The following is an 18,761-nucleotide window of genomic DNA, read 5'->3' as shown; positions in this document are numbered from 1 at the left end:
AGGATTTCTCTGTCCTTTATCGTTGCCCTCGCTTGAACCGTATCGCCTTTTCTTGCCTCGATGGGTTTGAATTGACCCGGCGTCGAACTCTCTGCGAGTCTCCCGTTCACGAGCCATTCTATCTTCGCATCGCCTTGATTAAAACCCTGCGGAGTTAGATAAACTGTCGAACTCCGATCCGGATTTTCAGGGGTGATTTTCAGGGAGTAAGATTCTTTGCTCTCCGTTGCAGACGGAGCAACATCAGATCCCTTCATAGTTCCGCTCTGAGAAGGCTCCTGTTTGGCGGTCTCTGGTGGCCTTTCCGATGAACAGGATAGAACGAAGAGGAAAAAAAATGCCGCTGCGATTGACGTGGCCCTACACATCATCAATATTCGTAGAGCACTGACAGTTTAGCCCTCTCCCTTCTGTCAGCCGGTTGAGACAAATTTTCAGAGTCTATCTCGATGGTGTAGAGATAGGGTATGCTCATTACCGTGATTTCGCCGGGGACCGACAGCACCACGGCATTCTTTACCAGACCGGTATCGGGACCCGAATTACCCTCTACCGTATCGACTATTTTCTCCGTAACCTTGTACTGATTCGGCGCAGCATTCCCCAATGTAAATTCAATGTCATAGGTACTCGGGGAAGAGGGGTCTATGGTGAGCGACGTGCTGCTCGCACCGCAGTTCGTCCAATTGGCCGTGGCTTTCGTCAGCTTGTCGGTCAGACAGTTATTGGATGCCTGCTGTATGAGGTTGATACCCGGAACTCCCGGATTTCCCCTCGAGCCGATAAATTGAAAAGCTATGTCCTTGCCGCCTTTCCCTGCCTCGAGTGCGGTATTGTATCGCTTCTCCATGCCTGTCAGCTGAGTGCCGGCCGTCACCATATAGAGCAGCGCTGCCATGACAGCGAGCGAGATGGCCGAAAGGACTAAGACCATGGTCAGGGCGATGCCTCTCTCATTCTTCAACAGTTCCATTTCCACCTCAGATAAAGCCCGGTCTTGCAACGATTGTATAAAGTTTCCACCGGTAATTTTGATAATACTTGATGGCGGTAAGATCAAAGTCGTTTCCGCCCATTCCTGTTTCTCCCACTTTGATGCACGTGGGGCATCCACCGGTAAAATTCGTGAAGGTATAATTCGGGTCGCGCTGGCCTTCTTGTGCGAGGATATAGACCCTCACCTCCTTCAGCTGGCTTCTGATATCCGCGGCAGTATAAGTCTGCAACCAACCGGCGTCTTTGTATGAAATAGTTCCGTTGCCGAGTTGATCCAGCCCGAAAACCACCTGCATGCTGGCTACACAGTCGAGGAGAGGGAGCTCGTTGGGGTATGTGCCATCGGGCATGATCGCCCCGAATGTGCCATCTGCCTGACTGACAACACCTTTGTAAAGGACTCCTGTGCCCCTATCCGTACCGGCGGATGTCCCGGTTGCACACCGGTTTGGCACCGTGGTAGGGACCCTGACGTAGTAGTCCGCCCTGTTAAACGGAAACCTCAGGGGGTTTGTGTTAGGGTCTACTCCGTAGACGATCCGGGTTTCTCTACTGCCTAGGGGCGCCAAAGATGCGATGTTCGAAAAGACCGTTGCGCCGACGAGAGAAAAAGTATTTCCAATGAGGGAAAGGACCGTCACACTGTCGGAATTGAGAAATGTTTCGCCCGAAAGACCGTTCTTTGTTACGCCTCCGAATGCCAGCTCGGTCCACTTTTGTGACGCTCCGTTTTTCGCCACGGATGCGGATTTTATCGAAAGCACATCGGAAGTGTTGTTCATCGCCACGTTGTCCAGGGCTCTTACAGCCCCTGGCGGGTTGGAAGCCCCTGCGACATCGGCGCCCCTCGCGGGATTATTGGGGGGGCCGTCGTTGAGGTCTCGATCGACCCAGGTCGTTGTGTTGTTGACGTCAGCCTCAAGATAAGCGTTACCACCCATGTCCCAGGGAAGTCCGTATCCTGCGCTTTCGATGTCCTGCCGGAGCATCTCGAGCCCCACTACGCCTTCTATGTCCGTCTCGGCGATCTTGGACTGCTGCTTGAACTGGTTTAAGAGCGCCGAAAAGATACCTGATGTCGCTGACAAGACGAGCAGGAACATGACCATCGTTATCATCAATTCAACTAAAGTGAAGCCCTCTTCGCGCCTTATCACAGGTTCCCCACTATCGTTCCGATATTGTGGACGTAGTCCTGACCCTGCCATGTCCAGCCCACCGTAACATTGATGATTACATTATTAGGGTTGAGGTTTTGCGCTGTCACGTTCGTGCAGTAGTTAAAAGACGGCATGCTCCTTACGCTAGCCGTCACAACCTGCCCATTATTTGCGCTTCCTATCGCACCCATTACACCCTGCATTTTTGCTCTTAGAGTGGCCGAACATATGCCCGGGTCGAGTGCGCCCGTATCCGTCTGACTGCCCGAGGACAACTTGCTGAACGTAGTCCCCTTTGCATTGTTCATCCTTGTCTCCGCTAATTTCAGTGCCTGATCTCTCAGGGCGCTTATCATGTTGGAGTCGATGCTGAGAAGGGCGGTCTGCATCATCGCAAGAGCGACGAGGAGGAGGACCACAAGGGCGACCATCACCTCGATGAGCGTCATCCCTTTCTTATTTAGCATCGCACGCAGCCCCATCCCACTTCCCCATATTAATTCTCGTCGTAGACAGAACGATGCAGTCGTAATCAGGATAGACATCGGGCGCTCCGTCTCCGTTTAGGTCTGTGTTGACCCGTATCGTTTGATTGGGGCTCACGAGCCCTTTTGAGTCTACCGTGACAGTCCCGAGCCACAAAGGGGCGAGCTGATACGTCAGTTTTACAGGATTCAGAAAGGAGGGCAGCGGCTGATCGGTGCCCGCATCGTAGACCCCGTTTTCATTCGTGTCCTGAAATACCTGGTATCTGTCGGCATTGATGACCACGAAATGAGACCGATTCCTCTGCATCGCGCTTAACCTCGTATTCAAGAGGTCGGAATAGATCTGCTTGACCTCGCTCTCGATCGCGTAACTGCCGCTCCAGCCTTGAAACTGCATGCCCATGGCTGCAACGACGATGCCGATTATGCTCACGACGACGACGAGCTCTATTAATGTGAGGCCTTCCTCGTTCCGTCCTGAAATCTGTCTTTCACGTTTCATCTTTTCCCGTCCTTACCGTTCCCTTATGTGAACGGTTCTCTTTGTCGGCGGAGGAGTTGATATGATCGCCAAGCCCTGCTGGGTCGGAGGCACACCTTCCATCGCCGCTGTTTTTCGTAAACCCCTGTCGGTGAAGGCAGACGATAGGTCTTTCTGTTCGATGCTCCCCGTAGAGACCTGCAAAAGCGCCACGCCCTTTAAGGAAGCCCCTGCAGAGCCGCCCGTGTTATATTTCACAGCCCAGATCGCGCTCTTTCCCCCGATTCCGCAGACATCGCTGTAGGCCTTATACGTAGTGAAAAAGACGACACCGGTGCTCGGGCTCGCGAGGGGGTCGGTGATAACCCTTTCGGCCCTGAAGTTCTGAGTCGGATCAGCGTTCAACGGGTTCGTGGAACCATCGAGAACTATATACCATCCGTTGAAACTCGTATCGGTATTCGGATTTGATGCCAGTGTGTCATGGACGGCGGCACATGTCGAATTATCCACTGCAACTGAACCGGTGACACTTGCGCAGGTGACATCGGACAATCCGCCCGTCACTGTGCTTTGGCAGAAACCGACGGAACTGCTCGGGTCCATCTTAGCGGTTGCCCCCCTGACATAACAGGGCTCCTTTATCCCATAGAGCCGCCTCAGGTTGTCTCCGTCATCCACTGACGTCCCTCCGTTGCCATCAGGGATCTCGAAGAAATACCGGCCTGTCCCGAAATAGAGCCAGATCACCTGATCTCGGCTCTGAAGCTTCGTGATAGAGGTCGTAACAGGACCGATGCCGTCAACGAGCTTGCGCCACTGCCAGTTGCCCGGATTCGGATCGTTGTTCGTAAATATTCTTCCTACGCCCCCGTCCGTCCATGTGCCGTCTGACGCCTTCTTCACGTATCCGACGTATGCGGCATCATCGGAATAATCAATAGATCGGGCGCCGAACCCCGATCCAACGTCAGGATCGATTGAGGCATTGAGGAGAGAGCCCGCAAAGGCAAAGGGGATTGTTGTATCGATCGATCTTGCCAGGGAGCCGTTATATAGATTGAGTACGAACAATTTTAGATTCTGGTCCGAGTGTCCGAGGAATTGATTGTTCGTCGTATCGATGGGACCTGTCGGACCTGAACCGAGAATGACGAACCATTTGCCGTTTGTCGTTATATCGGGAGTCCCGTCCGCCTTCGTCGTGCTGATCCTCACCACTGCGGGGCCGCTCGTCGCAAAACCGAGGGTGGGGTCGGAGAATTCCCACAGAAGCACCGGCGGCTTTGTCTTATCGGCAAGGGTATCGGTGACATCGAGGGCGAAGTAGGAAGAATAACCGAGACTGTCGAGCGGCGTTTTTACGCAGTCCGTGCAGGTGGCGGTCAGGTTTCTGCATGCACCGCCAAGTCTCATGCCGCCGATAAGAATAGTCCTCCATGAGCTGACCGTCCTCGCGTTCCCTGAGACATCGCCCGAGCCCGGCTGACCGATACTCGCATCGAAGATATAAGGGGTGAGGTCAACTGAGTAGACGTGGCAATAATCCGGGTCCGCGAAGTATTTGAGATAGGGAAGGACATTCTTCGGGATGAAGGCCCACATCTCCTGCCCGAGGGGAACGGTAGCGTCAGCGTTCGAGAGTCTCGCCTTGTCGAATGACCCCTGTCCTGACCAGTTCAGATCGAGGTGTCCGAGCTTAAATGCATGGAGCATCCCGTCGTTGCCTCCCACAAATACCATCCCCCTGCTCTTATACCCTGCCGTAGTGACATAGTGGGTCGGATCCGGGGGGTCTTCGCCCAGGGCGTCCTGAAGGGGTATTCCGTAGGTGCTGTCCTGATACATTTTATTGTAGCTATTCAAGGCTATCCATGAGGCTATTCTCGGGGTCGAGTCTATGATGTCCCCGAACTTCCAGATATGGGGCACGTCATTTATAGTCACGGTTCTGTACCGGTAATCAGGGAACGTGTCGTTGTCCCTGTCAACGGTATTGAAGTCTTGTCCGTCGCTCGTAAGATCGTATCCGTGGATATACCTGATGACATCCTTTGCCCTCTGGTCATCGACAGCGCATGTATCAGTCCCGCCTGTGCAGGGAGAGGCGGAGGTCCCGACGGCGGTGCATATCGTCTTGGTAACAGAACATTGATATGAGGCCAGAGATGAAGAGAAAGTGGAAGAGGCGGTGTCGACGAAGTTGACAAGGCTTCCCCCCACATTCGTGTAAATAATCCGCGGAGTTGAGTTCAGGTCCCGCGCCCAGAGCGATACGCCAGCCTGCCAGATGCTCCCGAGGTTCTCGAAGTTGACCGTCGGCATAGCAGTTAAGGGAGAACCGGTGCCGGAAGTATCCTGGAAACGCTTTGCCTTTGTCTGCTGGGCGGTAGTGTCGAAGTAGAACTGGGCGATATAGTCATTGATGAGATTCAGTTTTCCGTCTGCAACTGTCTCCTCTCTGATGGAACTGTTCGTAAAGAGAGGGTCTATGTAATACCAGAAATTCTGGTTTTCTCCGTTCCAGGCGATAATGTCATTGCCGAATCTCCGCCTCGGATAAAAGACGGCCTGAACGAGATTTGCGCCGCTCCCTTCACCTGAGGCAAGAACGGATGCAGCAGTACCCGATGAGGCCCTCTTCAGCATCGTCGAAAGGGCGTTCGTCATCGCCTGTTCGAGGTCCGCCCCTTCTTGCGCTTCGTAATACGTGTCAGGACTTCCTGTCCCGCTCGTGTCCCACTTGGCCTGCTTGTCGGGAAGGCCCGTTCCATCGTAGTCGTTGAATCCTCCGTTTATCGCCGCATATTTCAGAAGGGTGGAGCCTTTGCCAAAAGCGAAGACGGTGTAGAGCGTCAGATTTTGCATTCCGCTAATATCACTCCTCAGGTCTTTCGTATGCATGTACAAGGCCACATCCTCTATGCCTGCAACATTTCCCCCCGCGCTACAGGTGGCGAACGTTGATGCAGGGAATGAGAAATTCTCACCGCCGACCACTGGCGCCGTATTATTCGTGACGGCCGGACAAGTTGACCCGGAACAATTGAACTTCGATTTACCCGAGGCGTAGTCTTTCAGAGTGGCCGGCAGATTGCCGTCTGAACAGGGCTCACCGTCGGTAATAAGGAGTACGTAGCTCTTCGAACACGCAGGAAACCTGGGGTTTCCGCCGCCGGTTGCGTAGTTCCAGGGGTCGTTGTTGTTGTTTATCTGAAAATCGCCGTTATTCCACCTCGGGCCCGGTCCGCCCTCCATGCTCGATTGCTGGGCAAAATATCCGGTCACGGTCCACAATGCTTCCGCGAGGGGTGTGTTCGTGCTCGGTATCGTAAGATTTATCTGGTTTATCACTGATGAGAGGCTCGTGCCCGCGACGGAGACCTGGACTTTGCCCCCGTCATTCGTATTATAAAAAGTGACGCCGATTCTCGCCTTTGCGCCGACGACATTCTGAATTACTCCCTCGACGGGAGAGGGTACCACCACATCTACAGAAAAAGATCCTTTGCCGGTAGTGCCGGCGTAGGCCGTGAAAGATGATGGGTTGGAATTGCCGGTAGCGAAGGTGAAGTTCATGTTTCCCGTGCACCCCGTGCATCCCATATATTGATCTGCCTGTGCCACGGCCTTATATATGCCTCTGCTCGAATCATCAGGTTTTAATGCGCGGACTTTGTCAAAACCGGTCCCCTCGCCTCCCACCGCGTATCCTCCGGTGAGGACCCTTTTTAAGACATCGGCCCTTCTCATGGTGAGCCAGTTCAGGAAATTGCCGTCCCACTCTGTCGCGAGCTTCGCGACAGGTTTCACCCTGTTCTGAAGGAATTTTCCTCCGGAACCGGTATACGTGTAGTAGTAGTTACTGTTGAAATAGCCGTAGTAAGTTTTCGTAGGATCGAAACTCATCTCTGGAGCGAGGTTGTTGAAATAATAGCAGGTATAATCATAAATCGTATCGCTGGAAGAAAAAGACACAGATGAGCTAACGGTTATCTTTTTTGTGCTCGAACTTACGCTGTTGACAATGAGTGTTGTGGGGGTCCCCGAATGGACGAGAACGATCATCTGTCCGACCCAGACGTTTGTGGTGCTCGTAACGGGGATTGTGGTATTAGGTGAAGAACCACCAGTCCCGACCGTAGTTGTGTTGCACTGACTGGAATCCATGTCATAGAAATTCGGGTCCTGGCAAGCCCAATCCTGGACGATCGTCCCGGATGCAAAACTCAGGGAGGCGCTCACCGTAAGTGTATTCGTGCCGCTGTTGACAGCGGTAACAACGACTTCAGTCCCTCCCACCGTAATCTTCTGTCCGACATTGAAACCTGAAACACTGTCCACAACTATAGACGTGGTATTATTCCCGGAAGCCGTCGTCGTTGCCTTGGAACAGGCATAGGCAAAATTGAACATGCTGCCCGAATTGTCCACAAGGAACATGATATTGGGAGGAACATCCTGGATAACGTAAGGCGGAACGATGCAGTAATCGGTCATCGATGCCGCATCTGATCCTGTTATCACAAGAGAAGAAAAAAACAGTGACAGGAGAAAATTGAATAGTATGAGTTTCTTCATGAAGACCACCTCACTTGCGAAGATTCCTGTTGTCAATGCGAACCTTTGTTGCCGTTTCGTCGTCAGTGAAAATCTCTGCGATGTTTCCCCGTTTCAACTGGTTCATGGTTAATCTCGTTCCGGACGTTGTTACGAGAATTGCGTTCGATATATCATAGAATTTTCCATTTACTTCGATCGAAGTCGTGGTAATATTCGTTATGACTCCCGAGATGATTTTATGGGTTGCTCGTCCCTCTTTGGCATAATTCTGTGACGTGATGACGGACAGAAAGGCGATCGTGATAACGAGAACCATGAGCATGCCTCTCATTTTCTCCCCGAAGCCCCTCGCTCTCTTTATGTTGTTTTTCATCACAGCGCCTCCTTCAAATGTGCTCTTCGCGTATGTCGCATATAATCATCCGAATTACCATAAAGCAACTTCAATGCCAATCTTTTGTTTATCCTAAACCGGCCTCGGATAAGGTTTCTCTCGCCATTGAGCGGGACGTGCTATGTAATGGATTACACAGTTTGGGTAACGCATTACAGATTAGTGCTGCTGCGGGGGGCGCCGAACCGGAAGGATATGCAGAAAGGGATCACTCGGAGACAGGGAGACCCCAAAGACAGGGTTTTTGGGCTATAATAGTCCAAGAACAGGTCATGGCGGAGAGGCTGAAGAGAGAGTGAGAAATCCTGAAATATGGTTGTTCATTTTCGTCCTCGGCCTTCTCGGCCTGAACTGGCCCTTCCTCGAGATATTCCATGTCTCTGTGGTGAAATACCTGATAGTCTTCTGGCTCCTTTTTATCGTCCTCGTGGCCTTCGCGGCCAATAGGATGAACCGACAACAGCTTACGAAAAAGAACAATAAGAGTCTCCCCCCGCGACAAAGAACGGTGCGGTAGAAAGAAGTGTTTACACCCTATAACCTTTTTTTTATTGTTCTCGGCTACCTGCTGCTCCTCTTTACCGTAGCCTACTACGCCGAGCGGCAGGAGAAAAAAGGCAGAAGCATAGTCAATAACCCCTATATCTATTCTCTATCGCTGGCGGTCTATTGCACCTCCTGGACTTTCTACGGGAGCGTCGGGAAGGCAGCCACGTCAGGGCTCTCTTTCCTGACGATCTATCTCGGACCGACCCTCATGGCTTCCCTCTGGCTCGTCGTTCTCCGCAAGGTGGTAAAGACAGCGAAGGCGAACAGGATCACCGCGATCTCCGATTTCATCGGTTCCCGTTACGGCAAGTCTCTCTTCCTCTCCGCGCTTGTCACGATCGTGGCCGTTGTCGGCATAGCGCCCTATCTAGGACTACAGATCAAGGCGATCATCAGCACCTTTGAGATCATATCGGGCGGCAAGACATGGGGGAGTTCCGCTGTGGGCTTAGTCATTACCTTAATACTCGGCATATTTGCGATCATCTTTGGAGCGAGGCGACTCGATTCTTCAGAGAGGCACGGCGGGCTCGTTTTTGCGATAGCCTTTGAATCGATCGTGAAGCTGTTGGCCTTTGTCCTCGTGGGTGTCTTCGTGACCTTCGGCCTCTTCAAAGGGTTTAACGATATCTTCGCGAGGATAAAGGATTCCGAACACTCGATACTCCTCTTCCTCGGCACCGGCACGGGAACGGACTATCCGGAATGGCTGTCACTCCTATTTCTTTCGATGATGGCGATCATGTTTCTGCCTCGCCAATTCCAGATGGCTGTCGTGGAGAATTATGACGAGTCCCACATAGCCAAGGCGGCATGGCTCTTCCCCCTCTATCTCTTCCTTATCAATGTCTTTGTGCTGCCCATAGCCTTCGGCGGTCTTCTCACGGGGGGGACTGCGAAAGAGGCCGATTACTTTGTCCTGACCCTGCCCCTGCATAACGGCATGCGCTATCTCTCCCTCTTAGCCTTCATCGGCGGATTTTCCGCGGCGACAGGCATGGTGATTGTCGAGGCGCTTGCATTGAGCACCATGGTCATGAACAGCATCATCATGCCAGCCCTGATCAATTTCCACGACGCTCCGAAATTCCCGGCGGTCGTCCTTAATATTAAGAGACTCGTTATCCTGGGGATCGTCTACCTGGGATATCTCTTTGCCATGTCCATCGGAGAATTTTATAGCCTTGTAGATATCGGACTGAAGTCCTTCGAGGCCGTGGCCCTCTTTGCCCCGGCGTTCTTTTTGGGTCTTTACTGGAAGAGGGGGACAAGGAGAGGTGCCATAGCAGGGCTCTCTGCCGGATTTGCCGTATGGCTCTATACCCTCATCATCCCGGCGTTGATAAAGTCCGGCATCGTGAAGGAAGTCGGCCTCGTCGCGCTCCTGACGGGCTCGGAGATGTTCAATCCAAACAGCCTTTTCGGTGTTCAGGGTCTCGGCAAGTGGGGAAACTCTCTCTTCTGGGGTATGCTCATGAATCTCATTTTCTATGTCGGGATATCAGTCTTTACGAAACAGTCCAAAGAGGAAGAGATCCAGTCGCTCGTCTTCGTGGAGTCTTATGAAAGCGTGAAGGAGCTCTTCCATGGGAGCTCCTACACCGTGGACGACATCGAAGATATCCTCGCCCAATATATAGGCAGGGTCGAGGCGAGGGACGTAATCGGGGCCATCCTGTCGGGGAAGAACAGGAGAGGGGGAGAACTTACCCCTAAGGAACTCTTTGAAGTGCGTGACGAGGCCGAGAAAGTCCTGTCGGGAGCCATCGGTTCGTCCATGGCTGCTATTATTTTTGAAGACAAGCTGGTCCTGACGGAAAAGGAGAGGGGAGAACTCTCCGAGTCTCTCAAGCATATTACCGAACGGCTGAGGCTGTCTCGCCAGGAACTGACAGAAACGAACAGGGAACTGTCGTATCTGAAGGAGTTCAGCGAGAACATCATAGAGAGCGCCCCTGTGGGGATCGTGACCGTCGATTCTCTCTTGCGCATAAAATACTGGAACAGGGAGATCGATAAGCTTACCGGAATAAAGAAATCAGACGCGTTTAACCGTCAGATAGTCGATCTGCTTCCCTGGATAACGAGAGATTCGCTCATGCAAAAAGAAGAGCAGGAGATGACTGTCCAGACCACGTCACTGCAGACGTTCAAGATTAATATCAGTCCTTTTACAGACCCCTCGGGAGGGTTTGTTATCATCCTTGAAGACATAACGGAAAAGAAGAAGATGGAAGAGCAACTCCTCCAGGCATCGAAGCTCGCGAGTATCGGAAAACTCACCGCGGGCATTTCCCACGAAATCGGGAACCCGCTCGCATCAATCTCTTCTCTTGTCCAGGAACTTGAATCTCTCGAAATGACAACGAAGGATGACGTGCAATTCACGCGGGAATCGATAAAGACGATGAACAATCATCTAGAGAGGATCGCGAAGATTGTTCGGAGTCTTGGAGACTTCGCTCGGTTAGCTTCAGGCGAAAAGACTTCGTCGAACATAGCGGAAATTCTCGACCGCACGATCAACCTGGTAAAGTATGACAAGCGGTTCAAGAATATCCAGCTTGCGACGGACATCGATGCTATTCCCCCGCTGAATGTGAACCCCGATCAGATACAGCAGGTCTTTCTCAACCTTCTCATCAATGCCCTCGACGCGATGCCCGAAGGCGGGAAATTAGGCATTTCGATGAAGGAAAGAGACGGGTCCGTCGAGGTCGTTTTCAGCGACTCCGGCGCAGGAATCGAGGAAAATGCCCTCGGTAGGATCTTCGATCCGTTTTTCACAACGAAGGGTCCGGGCAGAGGGACAGGGTTAGGCTTGAGCATATGTTATGGTATAATCAAAGACCATAACGGGACCATACGGGTGAAAAGCAACAGAGGGGAGGGGGCAACATTTGTGATAAATCTACCCGTCGAAAATCATGAATGAGCGGATACTCATCGTCGAAGATGAGGAGACCCTCTGTGAATCGCTGAAAAGAGTGCTCTCGAGGGAAGGATACGTTGTCGAGACCGTCAGCAGCGCTGAATCCGCAATCCAAGTATTTGATGAAAGATTTTATGACCTCATCATTACCGATATCATTCTCCCGGGGATCACGGGAATTGAACTGCTGAAGAAGATAAAGGAAAAGCTTCCCGGACAGACCGTTGTCATTATGACGGCATATGCCTCTCTTGAGACCGCTGTCGAGGCCCTCAGGAGCGGGGCTTACGACTATATCGTGAAACCCGTTATGCATGAAGAGGTAAAGCAGGTCGTGAGGAATGCCCTTACGCAGGGGGCCCTTCTGGAGGAGAATGTCCGCCTCAAGAAACTCATGGAAAAGGAGTATGACCCCGACAGGATAATCGGCGAAGGTCCGGAGATAGAGAGGATACTGGGCGAGGTCAAAGGCGCTGCAAAAAGTGGCGGTACGGTACTCCTGCTCGGGGAGATCGGCACAGGGAAAGAACTCCTCGCGAGGATGATACATGGGAATAGCAGCAGGGCAGACAAACCGTTTATCTCCATAGACCGTAATGTCCTTCTCGAAGAATACATAAATGTGATATCGAGGCTTTTCGGGCACGTAAAGGGCGCCTTCCCGGATGCTACGACTTCCAGGAAGGGACTTTTCGAAGAGGCAAACGGAGGAACTGTCTTCTTCAGAGAAGCGCTCGACATTGATGCCGGACTCCAATCGAAACTCGTTCGGGTCCTGGAAGATCGGGAGATAACACCGGTAGGCGGAAAGGAGGCTTTCAAAATTGATATTCAGTTCATCTTCGCTACAAACGGAGACATTGAGTCAGCGGTTTCGGAACGAAAGTTCAGAGCCGACCTCCTTGGGAAGATAGGCGCAGTCTCGATAAAGATTCCTCCTCTCCGGGAACGACGGGATGACATAAGGCCTTTCGTCTGTCATTTTATCGAGAGATACTCGTGTGAATTAGGGAAGACCGTAAGAGACATAGACGGTGAGGCTTTGGAAGTTCTTCAGAGATATCCCTGGCCGGGCAATGTCAGGGAGCTCCGGAACGTTATTGAGCGTGCAATTCTCACAACAGAAGGCCGTGTCATTAAGGCGGGGGATCTTTTGCTTTTTTCCCGTTAAGGCGGAGCATTTGTGAGGAAGGTCGCATCCATGGCATTCCGTTTATCGGCAATAATATTTATTTGGAGATTTGCCCCTTCGGCAGACCCACCGGGGGTCGGCGGGCAAGCTCCAACGAAGAACATGAGCACGTACGCATCAACTCCTTACTCATTGTCGAGGTTGACGGACCTGTCAGTTCGCTTTTAGAGCGAAGGTCTAACGACCGGCCCGCTCTACTCGCAGAGAACAACGAAAGATGATTCAGGAAGACATCATAAGTTTCTTAAAAAAAGAGCCCCCGTTTCAATTCCTTGATGAGCCTACCCTAAAGTCTGTTGCGGCCGGTTTATCGATGGAGTTTTATCCAAAGGAGACGGTTATTTTGCGTCAGGATGGTCCCCGGAGCGACTCACTGAGGATTATCAAAAAGGGGGGAGTCAAGATTCTCATGAAGTCCGAGAACGGGGAAGATGTGGTAATGGATTACCGCGGGGAAGGGGACAACTTCGGGTTCCTCTCGATAATCGGCGATGACCGGCAGAGGACGACGGTCGTCGCCATTGATGATACCATCTGTTACACCCTGCAGAAGGACAAGGTCTTGAAACTCATCGAATCGAAGCCCGCCTTTTCCGAGTATTTTATGTCGTACCTCTCACGATACGTGGACAGGACCTACAGCGAAATGCAGAAAAAGAGCATGATCAACGGAGGCAGCGACCGGTTCTTGTTCACGACTCCGGTGGGCAGTATAGCAACAGCTGTTGTTACTATCGGAGAAGCTGCAACGATACAGGAGGCAGCACAAGTCATGGCAAGCAATAAGACCAGTTCGGTAATCATTCTTGACAAGAGGAACCTTCCTGTCGGGATTGTGACCGATAAGGACCTCAGGGAGAAGGTGGTGGCGAAGGGCCGCAGCGCGTCTGAGCCCGTTAAGAATATCATGACGCTTTCCCTCATACGGGTCGACGCGAGGGACTCCTGCTTTGAAGCCGTGCTCAGGATGGTGAAGTACAATATCCATCATATGCTCGTTATCGAAGACGGTGCGTTAAAAGGGATCATGACAAATCACGATCTCATGCTTCTCCAAGGCACGTCACCGTTATCCTTTGCGAACGATATCGAGAACCAGCAGACGATTGCTGGACTTGTCCCGGTTTCACTCAAGATGAATAACATTGTCGGACTTCTCCTCAAGGAAGGCGCAAAGCCGAGCAACATCACGAACGTCATCACCGAAATAAACGACAGGCTCGTGAAGAAGGTGCTTGAGGTAGCCGAGAAGGAATTTGGGCAGCCGCCGGTCCCTTACTGCTGGTTCGTCTTCGGGAGCGAAGGTCGTAAGGAGCAGACCTTCAAGACAGACCAGGATAACGCGATTATCTATGCAGACCCCTTGACGGCGGAGGACGATGGGGCGATAAGGAGATATTTCCCTCGCTTCACCGCCTTTGTGAAGGAAGGACTGCACAAGATTGGATTCCCGCCATGTCCCGCTGATTATATGGCAAGCAACCCCCAATGGTGTCAGCCCCTTAGGGTCTGGAAGAAGTATTTCTCGAGCTGGATCACCGAGCCGACCTCGGACGCGATCTTAAAGTCATTGATATTTTTTGACTTCAGGCCCCTCTATGGTAAGTTCAGCCTCTTTGAAGAATTGAGGGATTCTTCCCGTTCCCTGATAGAAAATCAGGGCATCTTCCTCGGTCACATGGCGAATACGATGATGAAAAATACCCCGCCCATCGGCTTTCTGAAGTCATTCGTGGTCGAAAAAAGTGGTGAGCATAAGGACGAATTTAACCTGAAGATAAAGGGGCTGACGCCGCTTGTCGACGCCGTGAGGTTTTTCTCTCTTGAGAAAGGGATAAAGGAGACATCGACCCTCGGGAGGATACAGGTTTTAAAGGATAGTCACACCATTGTCAGGGAATACGTGGATGAGCTGAAACAGGCCTTTGAATTTATCATGCTCCTCAGGGTTCATCATCAGTATGAACAGATAGAGGCAGAACTGAGGCCTGATAACTTCATCAACCCGAACAAGCTGAGCAACCTCGAAAAAAAGACGATGCGGGAGGCGTTTCATCTCATCTCGAGATTGCAGGACCTGATATTCCAGCGATATAGGCATTTCATCAAATAAGACAGAGCCGGCAAGGGAGCGGATTCGAGGGTGTCCCTGTGAAGCACCATGAATGAAAGATTACTCATCGTAGAAGATGAAGAGACGCTCTGCGACTCTCTGAGAAGGGTACTCATGAGAGACGGGTATGAAGTAGATTCGGTCAACAGCGCCGAGTCCGCACTGGGAATGATCGATAAGGAGGCATATGACCTTATCATCTCCGATATCATTTTGCCGGGTATCGACGGAATTGAACTCCTCCGGAAGATGCGGGAGAGACTCCCCGAACAGATCGTGATCATCATAACCTCGTATGCCTCCATAGAGACTGCAGTCGGTGCTCTCAGGGCCGGCGCGTATGACTATGTGATAAAACCGATCATTCATGAAGAGATAAAGAGGATCGTGAAAAACGCACTGAGGGAGCGAGTCCTGCGGTCAGAGAACGTTATTCTCAAGAAGCAGATCGAGGACCGGTATGATTTTGGAAACATCATAGGACAGAGCAGCGAGATGTCGTCGTTAATCACCGAAGTGAAAAAGATTGCCGATTCCAAAAGTAACGTTCTCCTCCTCGGCGAAACCGGGACGGGCAAAGAATTGATCGCGAGGGCCATCCATTATTCGAGTGTAAGGGAAGACAAACCTTTCGTTCCGATAAACTGTAGCGCAATCCCTGAAAATCTCCTCGAGTCCGAGTTCTTCGGATATGTGAAGGGTGCCTTCACCGGTGCCGCCGGTACGAAGAGAGGGCTCTTTGAGGAGGCCCACAGCGGGACCGTCTTCCTTGATGAAATCGGCGACCTCACCCAACAGCTGCAGGCAAAACTTCTCCGCGTGATAGACGACTCCGAGATAAGGCCCCTCGGAGGGGTGCAATCGAGACGGGTCGATATCAGGTTCGTAACCGCCACAAACAGGGACATCGTCAAGTTGGTGCGTGAAGGTGCTTTCCGGGAAGACCTCTATTATCGGATCAATGTCGTCACAATTAAGCTGCCGCCGCTCAGGGAGCGTAGAGAAGATATCGTCGTTCTTGCAAAGCATTTTATCGGGAAGTGCGCCCATGAGATCGGTAAGGCCGTACGGTTTATTGATGATGAGGCCCTCGGGCTTCTTGTCGACTACCCGTGGCCGGGGAACGTGAGGGAACTCAAGAATATTATTGAGAGGGCGGTTCTTATCACCGAAACGGATACAATTTTCCCGGAACATCTTCCTGAAGGACTGAAGATCTCGTCTCATAGTTTTGTTTCGGAGTCGCTTGAACGTGGTCTTTCGATAGAAGATTATACGAAGGAGTTCATCATGCGGCATCAGACAAAGTTCACCGAGCAGAAGCTCGCCGATATGCTCGGGATCACGAGAAAGGCTTTATGGGAAAAGAGAAAAAGATGGGGAATGGGGAAAAAGTAGTTACCTTATTACCCACATTAGATTCTTTAACGGTACTTATCGTAGCATGCGCAAAACCTATTAAGTATAAAGTAAAATTGAGGCATTTCCTTCTGCCGTTACCAATAGTAATATCTCATCGCGGACCCCAAAACTGAAGCTTTAGTTTCAGATATTACCAGTCTCCTATAACATCCTGATAAATAAGTATTTTTGACTTAAGCCGATTTTGCACCATTTCGGGCATATCAATTGCTGCTTCATGACGTCAGCGATGAAGATTCTGAGCGAAGACATCACGGAATTTCTGAGAAATATCCCACCATTCCATGATCTTGATGAAGCAACCCTGAGAAACATTTCCGTTGGCATCTCGACCGAATTCTATCCAAAAGGTTCTCTCATACTCCGTCAGGACGGACCGGCAAGTGATTATCTCAGGATCATCCAGAAGGGTTCGGTAAAGGTTTTTATCAGTTCTGGTCAGGAAGACAGGGTCCTGATCGATACGAGAAGCGAGGGCGAGTCCTTCGGATTCCTCTCTCTCATGAGCGGCGACAAGGCGCGGGCGAACGTGGTGGCGGTTGAAGATACCACCTGCTTTCTTGTCAGCAGAGAGGCCGTACTGAAGATACTGGAGACCAACCCGCCCTTCGCCGAATACTTTCTCCTCTCATACCTGAATAAATATATCGATAAGGCTCATCATGAAATGGGAAAAAAAAGGTTCTCTTACGGAGGAGGAGACAGTCTCCTTTTCACGACTCCGATAGGCGAGCTTGTCAGGAGGGAGCCTATAACCGCGCCCCAGGACATCTCAATAAAAGGTGCTGCGGAAATAATGACGGCGAACAAAATAAGCTGCCTTATCCTTCTCGATTCAACGGGGATTCCGACAGGCATCGTGACCGACAGAGATCTCAGGGATAAAGTAATCTCGAAAGAGAGGAGCTTCCGCGAGAGCATCAAGAATATCATGAGTGTTTTCCTCATAAAGGCTGATGCACGGGATTATTGCTTCGAGGCCCTCCTCAAAATGATCCGATACAACGTTCACCACCTGCTCGTGATCGAAAGCGGCATACTGAAAGGCGTTATAACAAACCATGACCTGATGATGCTTCAGGGGACCTCTCCCATCTCCCTGGTGAGGGAGATAGAAGGCCAGCAATCCATAGAAGGTCTGATTCCCGTGTCAAAGAAGGTGAACAAGATCGTTGAGCTGCTTATGAAAGAAGGGGCAAAGGCGAGTAACATAACGCGTATAATAACGGAGATCAACGACAGACTCCTCAGGAAAGTACTCGAGATTACGGAGAAGAAACTCGGAACCCCACCGCTGGAATTTTGCTGGATCGTCTTCGGCAGCGAGGGCCGCAAGGAGCAGACCTTTAAGACAGACCAGGATAATGCGATCGTCTATGTGGATGCAGACTCTGAAGAGAAGGATGAGGCTGCAAGGGAATATCTTTCTGCGTTTACACTTCTCGTGAGGGACGGCATGTCTCAGTGCGGGTTTCCTTCTTGTCCTGCAGACTACATGGCGAGCAACCCGAAGTGGTGTCAGCCACTAAAGGTCTGGAAGAAATACTTCGCGGGCTGGATAAATGAGCCGACTCCCGATGCGGTATTGAAGTCTCTGATATTCTTCGATTTTAGGCCCCTGTATGGTAAAGTCGGCCTCGCCGAAGATCTCAGAGATTCCCTCGCCCCCATGGTTGAGGGGCAACGGCTATTTCTCGGTTACATGGCAAATACGATCATCAAGAAGACTCCTCCCCTGGGGTTTTTCAGGTCATTCGTTGTCGAGAAGAGCGGAAAGCACAAGGATAAATTCGATCTCAAGGTGAAAGGAATCGCTCCGCTCGTTGACGCGGTCAGGCTCTTTGCCCTCGAAAAGAATGTACGTGAGACTTCTACCCTAGAAAGGATAGACGCATTGAAGCACAAGCATACGATCGTTCAGGAGTACGCAGATGAACTCGAGCATGCCTTTGAGGTCATCATGCTGCTCAGGATTCATCATCAGTTCGAGCAGATAGAGGCGGGGCGGGAGCCGGATAATTTTATCAATCCCAATACCTTGAATAACCTGGAAAAAAGGTTGATACGGGAGGCTTTTCATCGCATAGCAAAAATTCAGGGACTTATCATTGATAAGTATAAGACGATGATCTTGTGAGGTATATGTTCGGTTTATCGCACTTTAAGAAACGTATGTCTACGTCGGTCGATGAAAAGGCATCGGTTCTTGATGCCGGTTATGTAGTGATCGATACGGAGCTTACCGGGCTTGATGAGAGAAAGGATTCGATCGTTTCTCTCGGTGCCCTGAGGATGACGGGGGGGAGGATAGAACTGGGAGAATCCTTTTATCGGCTTGCGAATCCCGAGACGGCTTTGACCTCTGAGAGTGTCGTAATTCACGGGATTACCCCTTCAGACGTTGTCGAAAAACCCTCGATTGATACGGTTCTTGCAGAGTTTCTTCAGTTTTGCAATGATGCCATTATCGT

At 51.2% G+C, this 18,761-nt stretch carries 13 protein-coding genes; 7 read left to right on the top strand and 6 right to left on the bottom strand.

The genetic code is table 11. The features are described 5' to 3' along the window. Positions 1-370: 370 nt before the first annotated feature. The 6 genes from VEI96_05440 to VEI96_05415 are packed head-to-tail and all read right to left on the bottom strand — an operon-like array spanning position 371 to position 8,061. Positions 371-973 carry a hypothetical protein gene (locus VEI96_05440; protein HXX57426.1) on the bottom strand — a complete coding sequence of 201 codons (603 nt, stop codon included), beginning with the start codon at positions 971-973 and terminating at the stop codon, positions 371-373. 7 nt (positions 974-980) lie between these two features. Further along, positions 981-2,153: a prepilin-type N-terminal cleavage/methylation domain-containing protein gene (locus VEI96_05435; GenBank protein ID HXX57425.1), complete on the bottom strand. Its 1,173-nt coding sequence runs from the start codon at positions 2,151-2,153 to the stop codon at positions 981-983. Further along, positions 2,150-2,623, bottom strand: coding sequence for a prepilin-type N-terminal cleavage/methylation domain-containing protein (locus tag VEI96_05430; protein HXX57424.1), 474 nt, complete (start codon positions 2,621-2,623; stop codon positions 2,150-2,152). The genes VEI96_05435 and VEI96_05430 overlap by 4 nt, the downstream gene beginning before the upstream one ends. Next, positions 2,613-3,146, bottom strand: a complete 534-nt coding sequence (locus VEI96_05425; protein HXX57423.1) for a prepilin-type N-terminal cleavage/methylation domain-containing protein — start codon at positions 3,144-3,146, stop codon at positions 2,613-2,615. The genes VEI96_05430 and VEI96_05425 overlap by 11 nt, the downstream gene beginning before the upstream one ends. Before the next feature lie 12 nt (positions 3,147-3,158). Next, the gene (locus VEI96_05420; protein ID HXX57422.1) at positions 3,159-7,706 is read right to left on the bottom strand and encodes a hypothetical protein; all 4,548 of its coding nucleotides are present in this window, start codon (positions 7,704-7,706) and stop codon (positions 3,159-3,161) included. Between the two features lie 10 nt (positions 7,707-7,716). Next, the gene (locus VEI96_05415) at positions 7,717-8,061 is read right to left on the bottom strand and encodes a hypothetical protein (GenBank protein ID HXX57421.1); all 345 of its coding nucleotides are present in this window, start codon (positions 8,059-8,061) and stop codon (positions 7,717-7,719) included. 316 nt (positions 8,062-8,377) lie between these two features. On the opposite strand from VEI96_05415, the gene VEI96_05410 reads away from it, so the two are divergent. From VEI96_05410 to VEI96_05380, 7 genes are all read left to right on the top strand, one after another. Beyond that, complete coding sequence (locus tag VEI96_05410) at positions 8,378-8,599, top strand: hypothetical protein (protein HXX57420.1); 222 nt, start codon at positions 8,378-8,380, stop codon at positions 8,597-8,599. Positions 8,600-8,605: 6 nt separating this feature from the next. Then, positions 8,606-11,566 carry an ATP-binding protein gene (locus tag VEI96_05405; GenBank protein HXX57419.1) on the top strand — a complete coding sequence of 987 codons (2,961 nt, stop codon included), beginning with the start codon at positions 8,606-8,608 and terminating at the stop codon, positions 11,564-11,566. Continuing rightward, entirely contained in the window at positions 11,559-12,734 is a 1,176-nt protein-coding gene (locus VEI96_05400; protein HXX57418.1) for a sigma-54 dependent transcriptional regulator, read from the top strand. Before VEI96_05405 ends, VEI96_05400 begins: the two co-directional genes overlap by 8 nt. A 238-nt stretch (positions 12,735-12,972) precedes the next feature. Then, positions 12,973-14,868, top strand: a complete 1,896-nt coding sequence (locus tag VEI96_05395) for a DUF294 nucleotidyltransferase-like domain-containing protein (protein ID HXX57417.1) — start codon at positions 12,973-12,975, stop codon at positions 14,866-14,868. Positions 14,869-14,916: 48 nt separating this feature from the next. After that, the gene (locus VEI96_05390) at positions 14,917-16,266 is read left to right on the top strand and encodes a sigma-54 dependent transcriptional regulator (GenBank protein ID HXX57416.1); all 1,350 of its coding nucleotides are present in this window, start codon (positions 14,917-14,919) and stop codon (positions 16,264-16,266) included. A 253-nt stretch (positions 16,267-16,519) separates the two neighbouring features. Then, the gene (locus tag VEI96_05385; protein ID HXX57415.1) at positions 16,520-18,427 is read left to right on the top strand and encodes a DUF294 nucleotidyltransferase-like domain-containing protein; all 1,908 of its coding nucleotides are present in this window, start codon (positions 16,520-16,522) and stop codon (positions 18,425-18,427) included. 35 nt (positions 18,428-18,462) lie between these two features. Further along, positions 18,463-18,761, top strand: a 299-nt coding sequence (locus VEI96_05380; GenBank protein HXX57414.1) for a 3'-5' exonuclease, incomplete at its 3' end; no start/stop codon positions are given.

This window comes from Thermodesulfovibrionales bacterium (assembly GCA_035622735.1).
GTDB lineage: Bacteria > Nitrospirota > Thermodesulfovibrionia > Thermodesulfovibrionales > UBA9159 > DASPUT01.
The sequence above is the reverse complement of the archived record's forward strand: the minus strand, read 5'-3'. Positions and strand labels throughout refer to the sequence as shown.

What these genes read in the sequence shown, in the direction of transcription:
- VEI96_05440 (HXX57426.1), bottom strand. Translation starts at nt 973, where the DNA reads ATGGAACTGTTGAAGAATGAGAGAGGCATCGCCCTGACCATGGTCTTA.
- VEI96_05430 (HXX57424.1), bottom strand. Translation starts at nt 2,623, where the DNA reads ATGCTAAATAAGAAAGGGATGACGCTCATCGAGGTGATGGTCGCCCTT.
- VEI96_05425 (HXX57423.1), bottom strand. Translation starts at nt 3,146, where the DNA reads ATGAAACGTGAAAGACAGATTTCAGGACGGAACGAGGAAGGCCTCACA.
- VEI96_05420 (HXX57422.1), bottom strand. Translation starts at nt 7,706, where the DNA reads ATGAAGAAACTCATACTATTCAATTTTCTCCTGTCACTGTTTTTTTCT.
- VEI96_05415 (HXX57421.1), bottom strand. Translation starts at nt 8,061, where the DNA reads ATGAAAAACAACATAAAGAGAGCGAGGGGCTTCGGGGAGAAAATGAGA.
- VEI96_05400 (HXX57418.1), top strand. Translation starts at nt 11,559, where the DNA reads ATGAATGAGCGGATACTCATCGTCGAAGATGAGGAGACCCTCTGTGAA.
- VEI96_05395 (HXX57417.1), top strand. Translation starts at nt 12,973, where the DNA reads ATGATTCAGGAAGACATCATAAGTTTCTTAAAAAAAGAGCCCCCGTTT.
- VEI96_05390 (HXX57416.1), top strand. Translation starts at nt 14,917, where the DNA reads ATGAATGAAAGATTACTCATCGTAGAAGATGAAGAGACGCTCTGCGAC.
- VEI96_05385 (HXX57415.1), top strand. Translation starts at nt 16,520, where the DNA reads ATGAAGATTCTGAGCGAAGACATCACGGAATTTCTGAGAAATATCCCA.